Below are 14,728 nucleotides of genomic sequence, written 5' to 3'. Positions count from 1 at the left end.
GGTCCGGGAGCTGGGATCACTCGTCCTCTTCGGGCTGCTCTTCCGGCGGCGCGAGGCCTTCCAGGCCCTTGAGGAGTTCTTCCTCAGTCATGCGCTCGACCGCAACCTCGGTGTCGTCGGCATCGACGCTGGCGCCGGCCGAACCGATCAGCGGTACGGTATCGGGCTCTGGCTCGTCGACTTCGACGAATTTCTGCAGCGAATGAACCAGCTCTTCGCGAAGATCTTCCGGGGAAATAGTGGAATCGGCGATCTCGCGGAGCGACACGACAGGATTCTTGTCGTTATCTCTGTCAACCGTGAGTTGCGAGCCGGACGAAATCATACGGGCGCGATGCGCCGCCAGCAGTACCAGGTCGAACCGGTTATCGACCTTATCAATGCAATCTTCCACGGTGACGCGCGCCATAGACTGTCGCTCCGTTGTTTGGGGCCAAATATGTCGGTATTGGGGGCTAGTTATAGGGGGAAGGCCCGTTCCGCAAGACAAAATTTGTGATTTGCCTTCCTGATGGGCTCTGATACCCCAACGCCGGGGTCGTTTTCGGCCGGAGCGTCCAGACGCGGCGAGGTTGCTGCACGGGACAAGTAAATCTCTTCATTGTGCTGTCAAAAGTATAGGCTTTTCGCCCTCGCCCCACCATAATTGCAGTGGTGACTGTCGGAGGGCACGATTCACCGAACTTTAGGCAACCGAACTAGAAAGTGCGCGCGGTCGATGACTGCTGCGCTAGAAAAGCTAACAACAACGTGAGAACCATTTGATGTCACCCGCTTCCAACAAGATCGCGCTATTCATCGACGGCGCCAACCTATACGCAACGGCCAAAACGCTCGGCTTCGACATCGATTACAAACGCCTCCTCAAGGAATTTCAGAGCCGAGGGACGTTGTTGCGGGCATTCTACTACACCGCGATCATCGAGGATCAGGAGTATTCCTCGATCCGCCCGCTGATAGATTGGCTCGACTACAACGGCTATACCGTCGTCACCAAGGCGACCAAGGAATTCATCGACGCGTCCGGGCGGCGCAAGGTGAAGGGCAACATGGATATCGAACTCGCGGTCGACGCCATGGAACTGGCCGAGCATGTCGACCAGATCGTGCTGTTCTCGGGTGACGGCGATTTCCGTTCGCTGGTCGAGGCGGTGCAGCGTCGCGGCGTTCGCGTCACGGTGGTTTCGACCATTTCGAGCCAGCCCCCGATGATCGCCGACGAACTGCGCCGGCAGGCCGACGTCTTCACCGACCTCGTCGAACTGCAATCGAAACTCGGCCGCGACCCCTCCGAGCGCCCGGCGCCGCGCGAACCGCGCCACCACTCCCCGCAATTCCTGCAGCGCGCGACCACCGTGGCGCCGCGAGGCGCCGGCGACGACGATTTCGACGATTGAGAATGCGACGGTACGCTGCTAGAGCCTCGGTTCTGATTGAACAGAACTGGGGCTTTTTTTCTTGGCGGCGCGTTGTCGGCGCACCCGGATCCCGGCTACATGGCCGGCTTTCGCCTGAAAACGCTTTGAAAACATGGCCAATCCCCCCACCCGCGATGCTTTCGAACCCGACCGCGATTGCCCGCTCTGCCCGCGGCTCGCCGGATTTCGCGCAGAGGCGCGCGCCAAACAGCCGGACTGGCACAATGCACCGGTCAGTTCGTTCGGCGATCCCAATGCACGACTGTTGATCGTTGGGCTCGCCCCCGGCATGCAGGGCGCCAACCGCACCGGCCGCCCGTTCACCGGCGACTACGCCGGCGACCTGCTGTACGCGACCCTGCTCGAATACGGCTTTGCCAAAGGCGTCTACCAGGCCCGCCCCGACGACGGACTGAAGTTGATCGACAGCCGAATCAGCAACGCAGTGCGCTGCGTGCCGCCACAGAACAAGCCGCTGCCCGCCGAGATCAATACCTGCCGACAATTTTTGGTGAAGACCATTGCGACGATGCCGAAGCTTCGCGCGATCGTGGCGCTCGGACGCATCGCCCATGATTCGACGTTGAAGGCGCTCGGCCTGCGCAACGCCAGCGCTCCCTTTGGGCATGGCGCGATGCATGACGCGGGCGCCATCCGGCTCTACGACAGCTATCACTGCTCGCGCTACAACACGAATACGCGCGTACTGACGCCGGAGATGTTTCGCAACGTCTTCGCGCAGGTAAGGAAGGATCTTGATTCGTAGAATAGCAGAGCGGAGCGTGCCGACCGTTGACGCCAACGCATTCGAAGAGAGCGTGGGCACGCGGCGCATTGTCGTCCGCCCTACCGGCTATTGCCTCTGCCCCTGACAGAATCGAACTCGATAATCCTGCGGCAACACTTGTAGACGGCGGCGGAAAGCACGCCGCAAGTGCTCTTCACTTTGAAATCCCGCGCGCGCCGCGATTTCCTTGATACTGGCAACGGATTCTTCCAACGCCCTGCGCGCGGCCTCGACGCGAAGTTCTTCCACCGCCTTGCCGGGTGTGCGGCCGGTCTTTTGCCGAAATACGCGCGCGAATGTCCGGGGGCTCATTCCAGCTCTTTCGGCCAAACTCTCCACACGCAAATCAAGGCCAAGATTATTCTGCATCCAGGTCAAGATATTTTCGAACGCCCTGTCTTCGGACGACTGCAGTGACAGCGGCACGCTGAATTGGGCCTGCCCCCCGGGACGCTTCAGAAACACCACCAGCCGGCGTGCGATACGCATGGCTTCGCGGTGTCCGAGATCATCTTCCAGCAAGGTGAGCGCAAGATCGATGCCTGCCGTCACCCCCGCAGACGTCCAAATTCCGCGGTCGTGAACGAAGACCGGATCGACCAACACCGAAACGTCGGGGTATTGGGCGCTGAGCAACTCGCAGGATCCCCAATGGGTGACGGCGCGGCGCCCGTGCAGCAGGCCGGCTGCGGCCAAAACAAACGTACCGGTACAGACGGAGCAAACACGTCTTACGTTCGGCGCCGCCAAGCGAAACCAGTCTACAAGCCCGGCCTCCGCAGAAGCACGATGAACGCCGGGCCCGCCACCGACGACGAGCGTGTCGATATTGAAGCGGTCGCAGTCGGAGAGAGAGGTTGTCATCACCTCCAGGCCGGACGAGGTTCGAACCGGCCCGCCCTTCAACGAGCAGATCTGCCAGACATAGGGCGCACGGCCGGCCTCGGCGTTTTCGCAGGCCAGCTCGAACGCCTGCAGCGGCCCGGCGAAGTCGAGCAGCAGGCAATCCTCGAAGAGAACGAAGACGAGGCGACGGGCTTGTGAACGAGCCATGAGTGGGCCTTGTCAGCACATCTTGGCAGGAAATGCGTGTACTATGACATTTTGGCAAACTCGCCGGCCTGTCAACCTGCCTTCGTTCAAAACGGAGGTGCACCATGTCCGGCAAGCCGACCGAGATCGGAATTCTGTTCTTTCCCGGGATGACCCAACTAGACGTCACCGGACCTTTCGAAGTCTTTGCCCGCCTTCCGAACGTTCGCGTGCATCTGCTTTGGAAACACATCGAACCTGTCATCAGCGACGTCGGCCTGCAGCTGCTGCCGACCACCATTTTCGCCGAATGCCCGGATCTGGACGTCTTCTGCATCGGCGGCGGCCCGGGGCTGGTCGACTTCCTGGGCGATGACGAGGTCATTGCGTTTGTTCGCGACAAGGGCGGATCGGCTCGTTACGTCACCTCGGTTTGCGCGGGCTGCCTGCTGCTCGGCGCCGCCGGCCTGCTCGACGGATACAAATCGGCCTGCCATTGGATGATGAGTGAGCAGCTTGCCGCCTTTGGCGCCACCGCGGTCAACGAACGCGTCGTGATCGACCGTAACCGCATTTCCGGCGGTGGCGTTACCGCCGGCATTGATTTTGGCTTTCAGGTCGCAGCCGAACTGTGCGGCGAAGACGTCGCGAAGAAACTTCAGCTCATGCTGGAATACCAGCCGCAGCCGCCGTTCGACATCACGGTGCAAAATGCGCCGCCCGAACTGCTCGCCCAAATGCGCCTCGAGGCCGAACCCTGGCTTCGCAAGCGCGCCGCGGCGGTGCAGAGGGCTGCTCTAAAGCTCAAATCAAATGCGATGACGGTTGCTTGACCCGTTGACGAGAGGGCCGGAAACGAAGCGCCACACCTGGAAAGATACCCGCATGATTTGGAACGGCCGCGCGAAACCGAGACGAGCGATACTCGAGGTTGCTGCTCTTTTGATCCTTGGGACACCCATCGGATCCTTCCCGGCCGCCCGCGCTGCCGAACTCTCCGGTGGCGTCGTCCGGATCGGCATCATCAATGACCAGACCGGGCCATTGTCCGATTTGAGCGGACCAGGGTCGCTCGCCGCCGCCCGGATGGCGGCGGAGGATTTTCAGAAATCGGTACCGTCGATCAAGGTCGAGATCGTCGCCGCGGACCATCAGAACAAGCCGGATATCGGCGTCGGAATTGTCCGGAAATGGTTCGACGTGGATGGCGTCGACATGGTCGCCGACGTCTCCAACTCGGCCGTTGGCCTCGCCATCCAGTCACTGGCGCGCGACAAGAACAAGATTGCCGTCTATTCGGCCGTCGCGACCACCGAACTCAACGGCAAGCAATGCTCCCGAAACGGCCTGGCCTGGCTTCACGATTCCTACAATCTGGTGTCGGGGCCGATCCGTACGCTGGTCAGCCAAGGCTACGATACGTGGTTCTTCATTGCAGCCGATTACGCGTTCGGGAAGAACATGGTGCTGGAGTCGCAACGTGTGCTCGCGGCGACAGGAGGCAAGTCGCTCGGAGCCGTGTATCACCCGATCGGTACTGCGGATTATAGTTCATTCATTCTGCAAGCCCAGGCGTCCGGGGCCAAGGCCATCGCCTTCGCCAATGCGGGCGAACAGCTGGTGACTTTGATGAAACAATGGAACGAGTTCGGCATGAATATGGGCCGTCAAAAGCCCGTCGCCGAGCTAATGTTCATCACCGACGTACATGCCATGGGCCCGAAAATCGCCAAGGGCCTGACGACACTCACGGCGTGGTATTGGGCATTGAACGACGAGACCAGGGCCTTCGGGCAGCGCTTCTACAAGCTTCGCGGCGCCATGCCCACGGCACCGCAGGCGGCGGTTTATTCGGGTGTCGCTCACTATCTGAAGGCCGTTGCTGAGGTTGGTACGGATGCAACGGATCCGGTGCTGGAAAAAATGCGTTCGATGCCGGTTGACGACTTTTATGCAAGGGGCGCGAAGGTCCGCGAGGACGGAAAGCTGGTGCACGACTTCTACCTTGTCCAGGTGAAGGATCCATCCGACGTCAAGGCCCCCTGGGAATACTACAACGTCCTCGAAAAAGTTCCGAGCGGCGACATTTACTCCGCGTTGGCTGATAGCGAATGCCCGTTGATCAAACGGGCTCGCTGACAGGCTTGCGAGCAGTCGGGTGAGCTGGTTCGCCCGCCCAACAAGACGACAAGACACGCTTACGCAGGATTGTCCCTCAGCCACGCCAGCACGTCGGCGGCATTTCGGTCGGGCGGAAACACCGGATAGAAGACGTGCGTGATACGGCCGCCATCGACGATCAGCGCCAGCCGCTTGATCAGCGTCAGGCCTGCCACCTCCATGGTCGGCAGTTTCAGCGCGCGGGTCAGCAACAGCTTCTCGTCCGACAGTACCGCAAACGGCAGATGCAGCCGCGACGCCATTTCGGTCTGGTAGACGTTGTCCTGCGTCGAGAGGCCAAACACGTGGCTGACCCCGGCGGCCTTCAGTTCGGCATACAGGTCGCGGAACGAGCAGGTCTGTGGCGTGCAGCCGCGGGCGCCCGGGATCATGTCCCAATCGTCGACCAGGCTGATCTTGCCGGGCTCGCCGGTGCGGGGATAGGCAAATATCACGGTGCGGCCCGGCAGCGCCGACAGCGTCACCGAACTGTCGTCGGTCGCGAGCAGCGTGACCGGCGGCATCGTCATGCCGACGAGATGCGCCGCTGCGCCGTCGTCGGTCGGCGCGGGGATCTTGCTCCAGTCGACTTCGAGCAGATTCTTCTGGTTCATGGACACCCCCATCGCGCTCGAACCTCATGGTGAGGAGGAACCTCTATCCCCTCGCCCGCAACAGGCGGCCTTTTTCACGGCCCCAGTCGCGCTTCTTCTCGCTTTCGCGCTTGTCGTGCAGCTTCTTGCCCTTGGCGATCGCCAGCAGCAACTTAGCGCGGCCGCGCTCGTTGAAATAGAGCTTCAGCGGGATCAGCGTCATGCCTTCGCGATCCACCGCACCCATCAGCTTGTTGATCTGCTTTCGGTGCAGCAGCAGTTTTCGCGGCCGCTTCGGCTCATGGTTGAAGCGGTTGGCCTGCAGATATTCCGGAATATTGGCGTTGATCAACCAGATCTCGCCGTCCTTGGTATCCGCATAGGATTCCGCGATCGTGGTCTTGCCGTTGCGGATCGACTTCACCTCGGTGCCGGTCAGCGCAATGCCGGCCTCCACCGTATCCTCGATCGCGTAGTTGAATCGGGCCTTGCGGTTTTCGGCGACGACCTTGATCGGGCGCTCGTTCTTCTCGGCCACGTCAGCCCTTCTTGAGGAGATCGCGGATCTCGGTCAGCAGTTCGACCTCGGCCGAAGGCTTCGGCGGCGCCGCGGGCGCCGCCTCGTCCTTGCGCTTGAGCTTGTTCATGGCGCGAATGACCATGAACAGCACGAAAGCCACGATGATGAAGTTCAGCGTCAGCGTCAGGAAACTGCCCCACGCCAGCACCGCGCCCTGCTTTTTGGCGTCGGCCAGGTTGGTCGCCGTCACCGCCTTCGACAGGCCGGTGAAATAGTTGGAGAAATCAAGACCGCCGGTAATCGAACCGATGATCGGCATGATGATGTCGCCGACCAGCGAGGTCACGATCGCCCCAAAGGCTGCACCGATGATGACGCCGACGGCGAGGTCGACGACGTTGCCCTTCATCGCGAACTCGCGAAATTCCTTCAGCATACTAAATTCCTTTTTTTGAAAATCGGCTTGGGTAGAGCGGCCACCCTCAGTTGATCAGGCCCGCATGCACCATGGCATCACGGATCACCTTGCCGGTCGGCGGCGTCACGTTCATCAACGGAAGGCGAACTTCTTCTTCGAGCCGCCCGAGCAGTTTGAGGCCGTGCTTGGCGCCGGCAAGGCCGGGCTCCTTGAAGACGGCATCATGCAGCGGCGTCAGGCGGTCCTGGATCTTCAGTCCGGTGGTGTAATCGCCCTGCATGACCGCCGACATCAGGTCGGCGCACAGTTTCGGCGCCACGTTGGCGACCACCGAAATGCAGCCATGCCCGCCCGCCGCCATATAAGCCAAGGCGGTCATGTCCTCGCCGGACAGCTGGATGAAGTCGGGGCCCATCGCATGGCGTTGCTGCGATACCCGGGCAAGATTGGCGGTGGCGTCCTTGACGCCGGCGATGTTCTTCAACTCGAACAGCCGGGTCATGGTCTCGACCGACATGTCGACGACGGAGCGCGGCGGGATGTTGTAGATGATGATCGGGATTCCGATCGCGTCGTTCACCGCCTTGAAGTGCTGATACATGCCTTCCTGGGTCGGCTTGTTGTAGTAGGGCGTCACGACCAGCACGGCGTCGGCGCCGGCCTTTTCGGCGTGAACGGCAAGGTCGATCGCCTCGCGCGTCGAGTTCGAACCCGCGCCGGCGATGACGGGCACGCGCCCTTTTGCCTCTTCGATGCACAGCTCGACGACCCGGTGATGCTCGGCATGGCTCAGCGTCGGGCTTTCGCCGGTCGTGCCGACGGGAACCAAGCCGTGCGAGCCCTGCTCGATCTGCCAGGCAATGAGACCGCGGAAGGCCGCCTCATCCAACGCGCCGTTCTTGAAGGGCGTGACCAAGGCGGTGAGCGATCCGCGGAACTTTGTCTTGGCTGCCATCGACTTCCTCCAAACGCTTCAGAAACGGCACCAGCGAAAAATTGATCTCAATTCATATCGGGTCTGACGGTCAGGCGAAAGGGCCGTGCCGCAGGGTGCCTAGCGCTTTGTTTTGACGCTCTTTCTCGGCCCGCCGCAGGGTAGAGCAATAGCCGCGATTTTGCCGCGGTGATGGCGCAAACAGGTCCGGCCGCGACGTTTTAGCATTTTGTCCACATATTCGGTCAAATAGACCTAGGGCTGGACCCGACTGAATGATTCGCCGCCGCAAAGGAATACCGTGATCCCTTCCCGCGCCACAGCCTTGCGATCGACCGCACTGGCGACAAGCCTGGCGCTGGCCGTCGGAATGGCGTTCCCGTCGGGTACCTGGGCCGGCCCAAAGGTTCCGATGCCGAAGCCGCGGCCGATCGCCCGCAATGTCGCGCCAAAGCCGGTGGCGCAGGCCGCTGCGCCCGCGGCGGTTGCCACAGCGCCCGCGCCCGCCCCGCAGGTTCTGGCACCGGCGACGCGCCAGCACGCCGCCTTGCCGCCGCCACGCAAGCCGGTGACGCCGGCCGCGGTCGCCGCCACCAGCTCGACGTCGCAGGCCGACAAGGACGCGCTGGAAAACGTCATCGAGCTGGTGCGAAAGCAAAAGCCCGCAGACGCCACCCAGGCGCAGGCCGCGATCTCGGATCCGGTCGCCCGCAAGCTCGCCGAATGGCTGATCCTGCGCAGCGACAACAACGGCGCCTCGGTCGAGCGCTACCGCGCGTTCGTGACCGCCAATCCGAGCTGGCCGTCGCAGACCTTCCTGCGCCGGCGAATCGAGGCGGCGCTGTGGGACGACCGCCGCGACGACGGCACGGTGTGGTCGTGGTTCGAGAACGCATCGCCGATTTCGGCGAAGGGCAAGTTCGTTCTGGCAAAGGCGATGCTCGCGCGCGGCGATCGCACCAATGCCGAACGGCTGGTCCGCGAGGCCTGGCGCAGTGACGGCATGTCGGAAGACACCGAGAGCGCGGTGCTCGACATGTTCGGCGCGCTGCTGACGTCGGGCGATCACAAGGCGCGAATGGACACGCTGCTGTACGGCACCGAGCAGGAGGCCGGCGGCATGCGCGCCGCCAAACGCCTCGGCTCCGGCCATGTCGCGTTGGCCAAGGCACGAATCGCCGCCAACAAGAAGAACTCCAACCTCAAGGCGCTGCTCGACGAGGTGCCGCGGGAGCTGCACAACGAACCCGGCTACATGTTCGCCCGCATCCAGTGGCTGCGCCGCGAAGAGAAATTCAATGAAGCCGCGCAGCTGATGCTGGCGGTGCCGAAAGATCCGAATCGCCTGCACAATCTCAACGAATGGTGGGTCGAGCGGCGCCTTTTGGCGCGCAAGATGCTGGACGTCGGCGAGCACCGCACCGCCTATCTGATTGCGCGCGACGCCGCCCTGCCGTCGCGCGACATCTACAAGACCGAGCAGGAATTCACCGCGGGCTGGATTGCGCTGCGCTTCCTGAAAGACCCCGCGGTCGCCGCGCAACATTTCGCGCGCATCGGCGTCGGCAGCGTCAATCCGACCGCACTGGCGCGCGCCGGCTATTGGCAGGGACGCGCGGCGGAAGCGGCGGGACGCCAGCAGGAGGCCCGCGCTGCTTACGGCCGCGCCGCCGAGCAGTCGACCAGCTATTACGGCCAGCTCGCACGCGCCAAGCTCGGCCTGCCGCAGCTCGAACTGAACGCCGTCCCCCGTGGCCGCGGATCGGAGCGGCTGGAGATCGTCCGCGCCGTGCAGCTGCTCTACGAACTCGACGAGCGCGAGATGGCGATCCCGATCTTTGCCGACATGGGCGAGAACGGCGATCCCGATGCGCTGGCCGGCCTCGGCGAACTGACCGCGCGCCACAACGATGCCCGCGGCATGCTGCTGCTCGGCAAGGCCGCGCTCAACCGCGGCCTGCCGTTCGACCATTACGCCTATCCCGTCACCGGCATCCCGTCGTTCAAGCAGATCGGCCCCGAGGTCGAACCCAGCGTGGTCTATTCGATCGCGCGGCAGGAAAGCGCCTTCAACCCGGCCGTGGTCTCGCCGGCGCAGGCTTACGGGCTGATGCAGGTGACGCCCGACGCCGGACGCTATGTCGCCAAGCGGGCCGGCGTCAGCTTCGACCTCAACCGGATGAAGACCGACTCGGTCTACAACGCCACGCTCGGCGCGGCCGAACTCGGCGGGCTGCTGGAAGACTATCGCGGCTCCTACATCCTGACCTTCGCCGGCTACAATGCCGGTCGCGGCAGCGTCAGGAAGTGGATCGAACGCTACGGCGATCCGCGCGACCCCAAGGTCGACGCGGTGGACTGGGTCGAACAGATCCCGTTCTCCGAGACGCGCAACTACGTGCAGCGGATCATGGAAAACCTGCAGGTCTATCGCGCGCGGTTCGGCGGCGGGACCAAGCTGCAGATCGAAGCCGACCTGCACCGCGGCGCCAGCGTCCAATAGCCGATCTCGCATCGACGCCTGCACCGCAGGCGCCTGCAACAAAATCTCGAAAACAACCCCATGCAAAGTAGAGCGACCCACCCCACAAGGGCGTGAAAATCCTATATTATTCAATCGCTTGCTATAAAACTCTGAACAGCACCGCACAATGAAAAACCCCCGGCAGTTGCCTGCCGGGGGGTTCACTAGTGTTTCAAGTCTTTCGGGATCAGAAGTTACGCTGAGCGCGAACGTTCAGGAACACAGTGCTCTGGTCCTTGAACTCGTACACGGCGGTCGGCTTCGGAGCCGTCGGGGTCAGAATGGCAGATCCCACCATCTTCTGATCGAGGAAGAATGCACCGACTTCAGCCGAGAACGTCAGGTTCTTGACGGGAGTCCAGCGGGTGACCACACCAACCTGGGCAAAGTTGAAGTCCGGGTTGCAGGAGTAGTTCGCGGACACGACCTTGCCAGCAGTGTACACCGAGCACCAAGCACCCTTGGCCGAAGCGCCGTCCAGGACATTGCCGCCGTAGCGAACCGAGCCGTAGCTGCCCCAGAGGCTGGTCGACCAGTAGGGATCCCAGTTGTGGTTGAACGCACCACGGACACCCCATGCATCCACCAACTTGATTCCGTCGGTGAACCCGGGCCGGTAAACGGCATCAGCCGTCTGACCGAAACCGATGCTCTGGTAAGCGCCGTTTCCGCTGCCGCTGAACATCGCGAAGCTGGGCGAACCGCCGCTCGTGGAGACCACCGCCTTGGTGGCGCCATGGGCGTAGGTGGCATCGATCTTGAAGTCGTCGCCTGCACCCGTCGGGAGGTTCTTGATCTGCAACGCCGCCGTCACAGCACCGCCCCACTTGTCTTCGGGATGACCGGAGATTTCCGACAGATTGTTCGGAACGCCGCCGGCGCCGAGGGTGTTGTAGGAAGCGGTTACGTTGTGCAGCATACCTGCGATCTGGAACAGACCCCAAGCCTGGTCGACGCGGATGTTGCCGACGATATCCGGAACATGCGTTCCGCCGTAGGCGTTGGAGCCGGCCGTCGCGAAGCTGCCGCCGGTGCTGAGGTTCAGCACGGAGGTACGGTTGAACACGGTCGGATCATCGAGGCCGATGGTGGCCGACACGCCGTTGCCGAACTGCGCGGTGTACTGGATGTTGTTGACGCCGGTCACGTAGTCCGGGCCACCCATCAAGAACGAGTTGTTGTTGCCCGGATAGCCGTTCCAGGGCGTCGCATAGGCCGAAGCCGACTTACCGAAGGTGAAACCAGCGAACTGGATGAACACCATTTCAACCGCGACGTAGCCGCCACCCGCACCGGAGAGCTGCGAGGAGTTGAAGACAGCGGCGCCGGCCGGCGCAGGTGTCGTCGAGCTCGGGTTCCGGGTGCCGTTGTTGAAGTTGTCGAACTGGAAGTCGCCCTGGCCGAAGGTGCGGACAACGCCGTATTCGGTGGCGGTGCGCGTATCAACCGTCAGCGCCATACGGGAGCGGGAGACGAAGTAATCGCGATAGCGATTGCCCTGGCCCTGATCGCCGCTCCAGGCCGGTCCACCGTAGGTGGTGCCGTTGAACGTGGTGTCGATACGAACGTAGCCACCCAGCTTGATGCAGGTGTCGGTGCCCGGGATATACCAGAAACCCGCGCCGTACAGGGAGCAGATCCTCACGTACTCGACCGCTTTGGCCTTGACGGGAAGATCGGCGGCCTGTGCTCCGCTCATGGCGATCAGACCCGCCGCTGAGCCGAGAATAAGGCTCTTAACCATCTTCATGTTAAACCTCCAGTTTGCTCTGTAGGGAAGGTTCCGGATCCGCCGGGTGCTGGCACCCTATGGTTGGTTCCCTTAATCCCCTGAAACCCGCTTAGTCGCTTCGCGCCTTCGGACACTCCCGCATGAACGCGAGGGACTTAAGCGAACCACCTAACGGGACGACCTCGGGATGCCCCCCTCCGTCGCGTCATCACAATTACCGAGGACTTCTGCACACGCAATAAAGGAACCGCTCCGCAGCGCCCTGTTTCGCCCCTTTTCCAAAGGGTGTTGCACAAATAACACGGGGCCGTGATCGGAATATTTCTGCAAGACACTGTTTTTATTAGAGATTATTGAATAGCCGCGGACGCCATCGTGGCCGTCGCCGCGGCACCGCAGCACGCGCCTCCTGCGACGGAAATACACGCTACCCGGATCGAATCGACCGCACGCAGGCCGAATCCAACGCAGGCGATTCCACGCCCATTATAGAGTCAGCCGCGCACCCTCGCGGCAGGCAGGCCCAGGCCGCGACCGGCCGCCTCATCGGCAACGGACGCCCAGTCGGGGCGAAAGCCGCCGATAGGTGGCAAAAGTCGGAACATTTCCTCCGGATCGGGCCCATCCGCGGGGCGCGCCCCGCTCGCAGCGCTTGCGGACGGCGGACTGAAACCCCGATGCACACCAAAATCGAATCGGCCGACGCGGTACCGAATCGAAATCAACCAATTCCGACGCGGCGCGCACCTCAAATGCATCGGAGAGGCCAAACGCCCCCAACGCGCGATATCCGATGTCGCGCGGAATGCAGGCGGAGCATCCATCCTGCGATTGGCCTCGCCGTAACTCAATCTGCCGCTTGCGGCTGGCCGCCGCCTCAGGCATATCCGCGCTCATGGAGCTGTGGCCGAGTGGCTGAAGGCGGCGGTTTGCTAAACCGTTATAGGCTTGTAAAGGCCTATCGAGGGTTCGAATCCCTCCGGCTCCGCCACCCTACGCCCTGTCGGGCTTCGGGTGGCAGGCCACCCGGAGTTCGACAGGGCGTAGGGTGTCTCCCGAAGCTCCGCAGGAGCGTAGGGAGACCGCAGCAACATGTGCTACGTCGACTTCCTCGAACTGAGCAACGGCGACATTTACGTCGGCTCGACGAATGATCTTCGACGAAGAATCACGTCTCATCAGCAAGGGCATGTCATCTCGACAAGCAAGTACTTGCCGCTGATTCTTCGCTCATACGTTGCATTGGGCGATGAAACGACGGCTCGCGGTCTTGAGCGGTATTTCAAGTCGGGGTCAGGCAAGGCGTTCGCCAAGAAGCGCTTCTTGGCGACTTCCAGGCAGCAATACTCGTATTGAGGCATTAGCGTCGTTCTGCCCCCACAAAGAACGATCCGCATGATGCGTCGCTCTGTCCGACCGCCGCCGATGTTGCGATCAACGGTCGTTTTCGGCGCTATTGAACGGGTTGAGCACTGTCGCGCCCAGACCGGCGACGTCGCGGTCATTGCGCGTCACCAGCGTCAATCCATTTGTCAACGCAGTCGCCGCGAGCAGGCCATCGATAGCCGGGAGGGGCCTGATGGCGCTCATACGCCCCCATTGATCCGACACCGCGTTATCGATGCCGAGCACGCGCCCATTGAATGCTACCTCTACTTCCCCCAACCAGCGTTCGAGTGCGGCTGCCTTGCCCGGGTCCCGAGGGCGCGCAAGTTCAACGCCCTTTCGGATTTCACCAAGGACGAGCGTGCTCAGGAACAGATCCTCATCGGCGATAGAGGCATACCAAGCCGACACATGGAGGTCGCAACGAGCGCCCTTTCGGACCTCGGAAATGATGTTGGTATCGATCAGGTAGCTCATAGATCGACGTCACGTCCAGGAGCAGCGCTGCGATCCAGGTCGATCCCGTCAAGTGGCGCGGACGCAAGAAGCGCTTTCAAACTCACTTTGGGCGGCTCGCCAAAACGTTGCTGAAGAAGCCTGCGTGCCTCAGACCGGCGCGAAGGATCCGACAAGGCCGCGGCAACACCGCGGACAAGGCTCGCATCATCCTTGCGAACACTGATCTCGACCCGCACGAAACCCCGGCGCTCCATGCGTGCGCGATGCGTAGCAAGAGGGGATTTTCCCTTGCCCATTTCTGCTCCTCCAGATTTCCGGAAACAATACCGGAAATCGTAAAGAGACGCAAGGGATGGCGACTATAGCGCTATAGCGTAGACATAGTGCTCATCATCGTCGTTCGCGGCCCGCCAATTCAGTCCCTGAGTGGGCGCTGCGTTTGCGCCATCACCCTATCCCAGCGTCTGGAGCTTCGCACCCCGCGACTTCGACCCGTTGCACGAGCGCGCGGAGGTGGTCGCGGCGATAGCCGCCGCCTTCGAGGCGGATACGCTCGCATGCAGCCTTGGCGCCTCGCCAGACCGGCGACGAAAGGGCCAGTCACCGCCCGCGGTCGTGGCGAAGGCTGCGGTGCGCTGTCCCGCGGTCGCGATCGAGACGCCTGTATCGCTTGCGAGCGCGTTGAGTTGCCCGGCATAGACGAAGGCCTCGGTGCCCATGGCAAAGCTGGCGACGGCGAGGACCCAGATGGGCTTGTCGTTCAAC

At 62.2% G+C, this 14,728-nt stretch carries 16 protein-coding genes and 1 tRNA gene; 7 read left to right on the top strand and 10 right to left on the bottom strand.

Annotated features, from left to right (window positions below; all coding sequences use genetic code 11):
• Positions 1–16: 16 nt before the first annotated feature.
• Positions 17–409 (bottom strand): DNA-directed RNA polymerase subunit omega, encoded by a 393-nt coding sequence (gene rpoZ / locus QUH67_RS15380; RefSeq protein ID WP_024512695.1) that lies wholly within the window; start codon positions 407–409, stop codon positions 17–19.
• A gap of 355 nt (positions 410–764) precedes the next feature.
• On the opposite strand from rpoZ, the gene QUH67_RS15375 reads away from it, so the two are divergent.
• Both QUH67_RS15375 and QUH67_RS15370 read left to right on the top strand, forming a co-directional pair.
• A complete protein-coding gene (locus QUH67_RS15375) occupies positions 765–1,397 on the top strand; it encodes a LabA-like NYN domain-containing protein (RefSeq protein WP_300947517.1) in 633 nt (210 codons plus the stop codon).
• Positions 1,398–1,530: 133 nt separating this feature from the next.
• Complete coding sequence (locus QUH67_RS15370) at positions 1,531–2,184, top strand: uracil-DNA glycosylase (RefSeq protein ID WP_300947516.1); 654 nt, start codon at positions 1,531–1,533, stop codon at positions 2,182–2,184.
• A gap of 87 nt (positions 2,185–2,271) precedes the next feature.
• Here the strand turns inward: QUH67_RS15370 and QUH67_RS15365 are convergent, their stop codons facing one another.
• Positions 2,272–3,258: a GlxA family transcriptional regulator gene (locus QUH67_RS15365; protein ID WP_300947515.1), complete on the bottom strand. Its 987-nt coding sequence runs from the start codon at positions 3,256–3,258 to the stop codon at positions 2,272–2,274.
• A 104-nt stretch (positions 3,259–3,362) separates the two neighbouring features.
• Here QUH67_RS15365 and QUH67_RS15360 point away from each other — a divergent pair, with 104 nt between their 5' ends.
• Both QUH67_RS15360 and QUH67_RS15355 read left to right on the top strand, forming a co-directional pair.
• Positions 3,363–4,070 carry a DJ-1/PfpI family protein gene (locus QUH67_RS15360; protein WP_300947514.1) on the top strand — a complete coding sequence of 236 codons (708 nt, stop codon included), beginning with the start codon at positions 3,363–3,365 and terminating at the stop codon, positions 4,068–4,070.
• A gap of 52 nt (positions 4,071–4,122) precedes the next feature.
• Positions 4,123–5,376 carry an ABC transporter substrate-binding protein gene (locus tag QUH67_RS15355; protein ID WP_300947513.1) on the top strand — a complete coding sequence of 418 codons (1,254 nt, stop codon included), beginning with the start codon at positions 4,123–4,125 and terminating at the stop codon, positions 5,374–5,376.
• Between the two features lie 59 nt (positions 5,377–5,435).
• On the opposite strand, the gene QUH67_RS15350 is transcribed toward QUH67_RS15355, so the two are convergent.
• From QUH67_RS15350 to dapA, 4 genes are read right to left on the bottom strand one after another with little or no spacing between them, the layout of a single operon-like run.
• Entirely contained in the window at positions 5,436–6,011 is a 576-nt protein-coding gene (locus tag QUH67_RS15350; protein ID WP_300947512.1) for a peroxiredoxin, read from the bottom strand.
• Positions 6,012–6,054: 43 nt separating this feature from the next.
• Entirely contained in the window at positions 6,055–6,528 is a 474-nt protein-coding gene (gene smpB / locus QUH67_RS15345; protein WP_300947511.1) for an SsrA-binding protein SmpB, read from the bottom strand.
• Between the two features lies 1 nt (position 6,529).
• On the bottom strand, positions 6,530–6,946 hold the full coding sequence (gene mscL, locus QUH67_RS15340; protein WP_300947510.1) for a large conductance mechanosensitive channel protein MscL: 417 nt from the start codon (positions 6,944–6,946) through the stop codon (positions 6,530–6,532).
• A 46-nt stretch (positions 6,947–6,992) separates the two neighbouring features.
• Complete coding sequence (gene dapA, locus QUH67_RS15335) at positions 6,993–7,883, bottom strand: 4-hydroxy-tetrahydrodipicolinate synthase (protein WP_300947509.1); 891 nt, start codon at positions 7,881–7,883, stop codon at positions 6,993–6,995.
• A 331-nt stretch (positions 7,884–8,214) separates the two neighbouring features.
• On the opposite strand from dapA, the gene QUH67_RS15330 reads away from it, so the two are divergent.
• Complete coding sequence (locus QUH67_RS15330; RefSeq protein WP_407080460.1) at positions 8,215–10,365, top strand: lytic transglycosylase domain-containing protein; 2,151 nt, start codon at positions 8,215–8,217, stop codon at positions 10,363–10,365.
• A gap of 208 nt (positions 10,366–10,573) precedes the next feature.
• On the opposite strand, the gene QUH67_RS15325 is transcribed toward QUH67_RS15330, so the two are convergent.
• Entirely contained in the window at positions 10,574–12,136 is a 1,563-nt protein-coding gene (locus QUH67_RS15325) for a porin (protein WP_300947508.1), read from the bottom strand.
• 879 nt (positions 12,137–13,015) lie between these two features.
• Here QUH67_RS15325 and QUH67_RS15320 point away from each other — a divergent pair.
• A tRNA-Ser gene (locus QUH67_RS15320) sits at positions 13,016–13,109 on the top strand.
• Between the two features lie 101 nt (positions 13,110–13,210).
• Complete coding sequence (locus QUH67_RS15315) at positions 13,211–13,474, top strand: GIY-YIG nuclease family protein (RefSeq protein WP_300947507.1); 264 nt, start codon at positions 13,211–13,213, stop codon at positions 13,472–13,474.
• A gap of 78 nt (positions 13,475–13,552) precedes the next feature.
• Here the strand turns inward: QUH67_RS15315 and QUH67_RS15310 are convergent, their stop codons facing one another.
• The 3 genes from QUH67_RS15310 to QUH67_RS15300 all read right to left on the bottom strand — a co-directional run bounded on the left by QUH67_RS15310 (position 13,553) and on the right by QUH67_RS15300 (position 14,727).
• A complete protein-coding gene (locus QUH67_RS15310; protein WP_300947506.1) occupies positions 13,553–13,981 on the bottom strand; it encodes a type II toxin-antitoxin system VapC family toxin in 429 nt (142 codons plus the stop codon).
• Positions 13,978–14,259 carry a hypothetical protein gene (locus QUH67_RS15305; RefSeq protein ID WP_300947505.1) on the bottom strand — a complete coding sequence of 94 codons (282 nt, stop codon included), beginning with the start codon at positions 14,257–14,259 and terminating at the stop codon, positions 13,978–13,980. Before QUH67_RS15305 ends, QUH67_RS15310 begins: the two co-directional genes overlap by 4 nt.
• Before the next feature lie 156 nt (positions 14,260–14,415).
• Complete coding sequence (locus QUH67_RS15300; RefSeq protein ID WP_300947504.1) at positions 14,416–14,727, bottom strand: hypothetical protein; 312 nt, start codon at positions 14,725–14,727, stop codon at positions 14,416–14,418.
• Position 14,728 lies beyond the last annotated feature (1 nt).

The organism is Bradyrhizobium roseum, assembly GCF_030413175.1.
Lineage (GTDB): Bacteria > Pseudomonadota > Alphaproteobacteria > Rhizobiales > Xanthobacteraceae > Bradyrhizobium > Bradyrhizobium roseum.
The sequence above is the reverse complement of the archived record's forward strand: the minus strand, read 5'-3'. Positions and strand labels throughout refer to the sequence as shown.

What these genes read in the sequence shown, in the direction of transcription:
- QUH67_RS15360 (WP_300947514.1), top strand. Translation starts at nt 3,363, where the DNA reads ATGTCCGGCAAGCCGACCGAGATCGGAATTCTGTTCTTTCCCGGGATG.
- QUH67_RS15305 (WP_300947505.1), bottom strand. Translation starts at nt 14,259, where the DNA reads ATGGGCAAGGGAAAATCCCCTCTTGCTACGCATCGCGCACGCATGGAG.
- QUH67_RS15310 (WP_300947506.1), bottom strand. Translation starts at nt 13,981, where the DNA reads ATGAGCTACCTGATCGATACCAACATCATTTCCGAGGTCCGAAAGGGC.
- QUH67_RS15370 (WP_300947516.1), top strand. Translation starts at nt 1,531, where the DNA reads ATGGCCAATCCCCCCACCCGCGATGCTTTCGAACCCGACCGCGATTGC.
- QUH67_RS15355 (WP_300947513.1), top strand. Translation starts at nt 4,123, where the DNA reads ATGATTTGGAACGGCCGCGCGAAACCGAGACGAGCGATACTCGAGGTT.
- QUH67_RS15375 (WP_300947517.1), top strand. Translation starts at nt 765, where the DNA reads ATGTCACCCGCTTCCAACAAGATCGCGCTATTCATCGACGGCGCCAAC.
- dapA (WP_300947509.1), bottom strand. Translation starts at nt 7,883, where the DNA reads ATGGCAGCCAAGACAAAGTTCCGCGGATCGCTCACCGCCTTGGTCACG.
- QUH67_RS15325 (WP_300947508.1), bottom strand. Translation starts at nt 12,136, where the DNA reads ATGAAGATGGTTAAGAGCCTTATTCTCGGCTCAGCGGCGGGTCTGATC.
- QUH67_RS15365 (WP_300947515.1), bottom strand. Translation starts at nt 3,258, where the DNA reads ATGGCTCGTTCACAAGCCCGTCGCCTCGTCTTCGTTCTCTTCGAGGAT.
- rpoZ (WP_024512695.1), bottom strand. Translation starts at nt 409, where the DNA reads ATGGCGCGCGTCACCGTGGAAGATTGCATTGATAAGGTCGATAACCGG.
- QUH67_RS15350 (WP_300947512.1), bottom strand. Translation starts at nt 6,011, where the DNA reads ATGAACCAGAAGAATCTGCTCGAAGTCGACTGGAGCAAGATCCCCGCG.
- mscL (WP_300947510.1), bottom strand. Translation starts at nt 6,946, where the DNA reads ATGCTGAAGGAATTTCGCGAGTTCGCGATGAAGGGCAACGTCGTCGAC.
- QUH67_RS15315 (WP_300947507.1), top strand. Translation starts at nt 13,211, where the DNA reads ATGTGCTACGTCGACTTCCTCGAACTGAGCAACGGCGACATTTACGTC.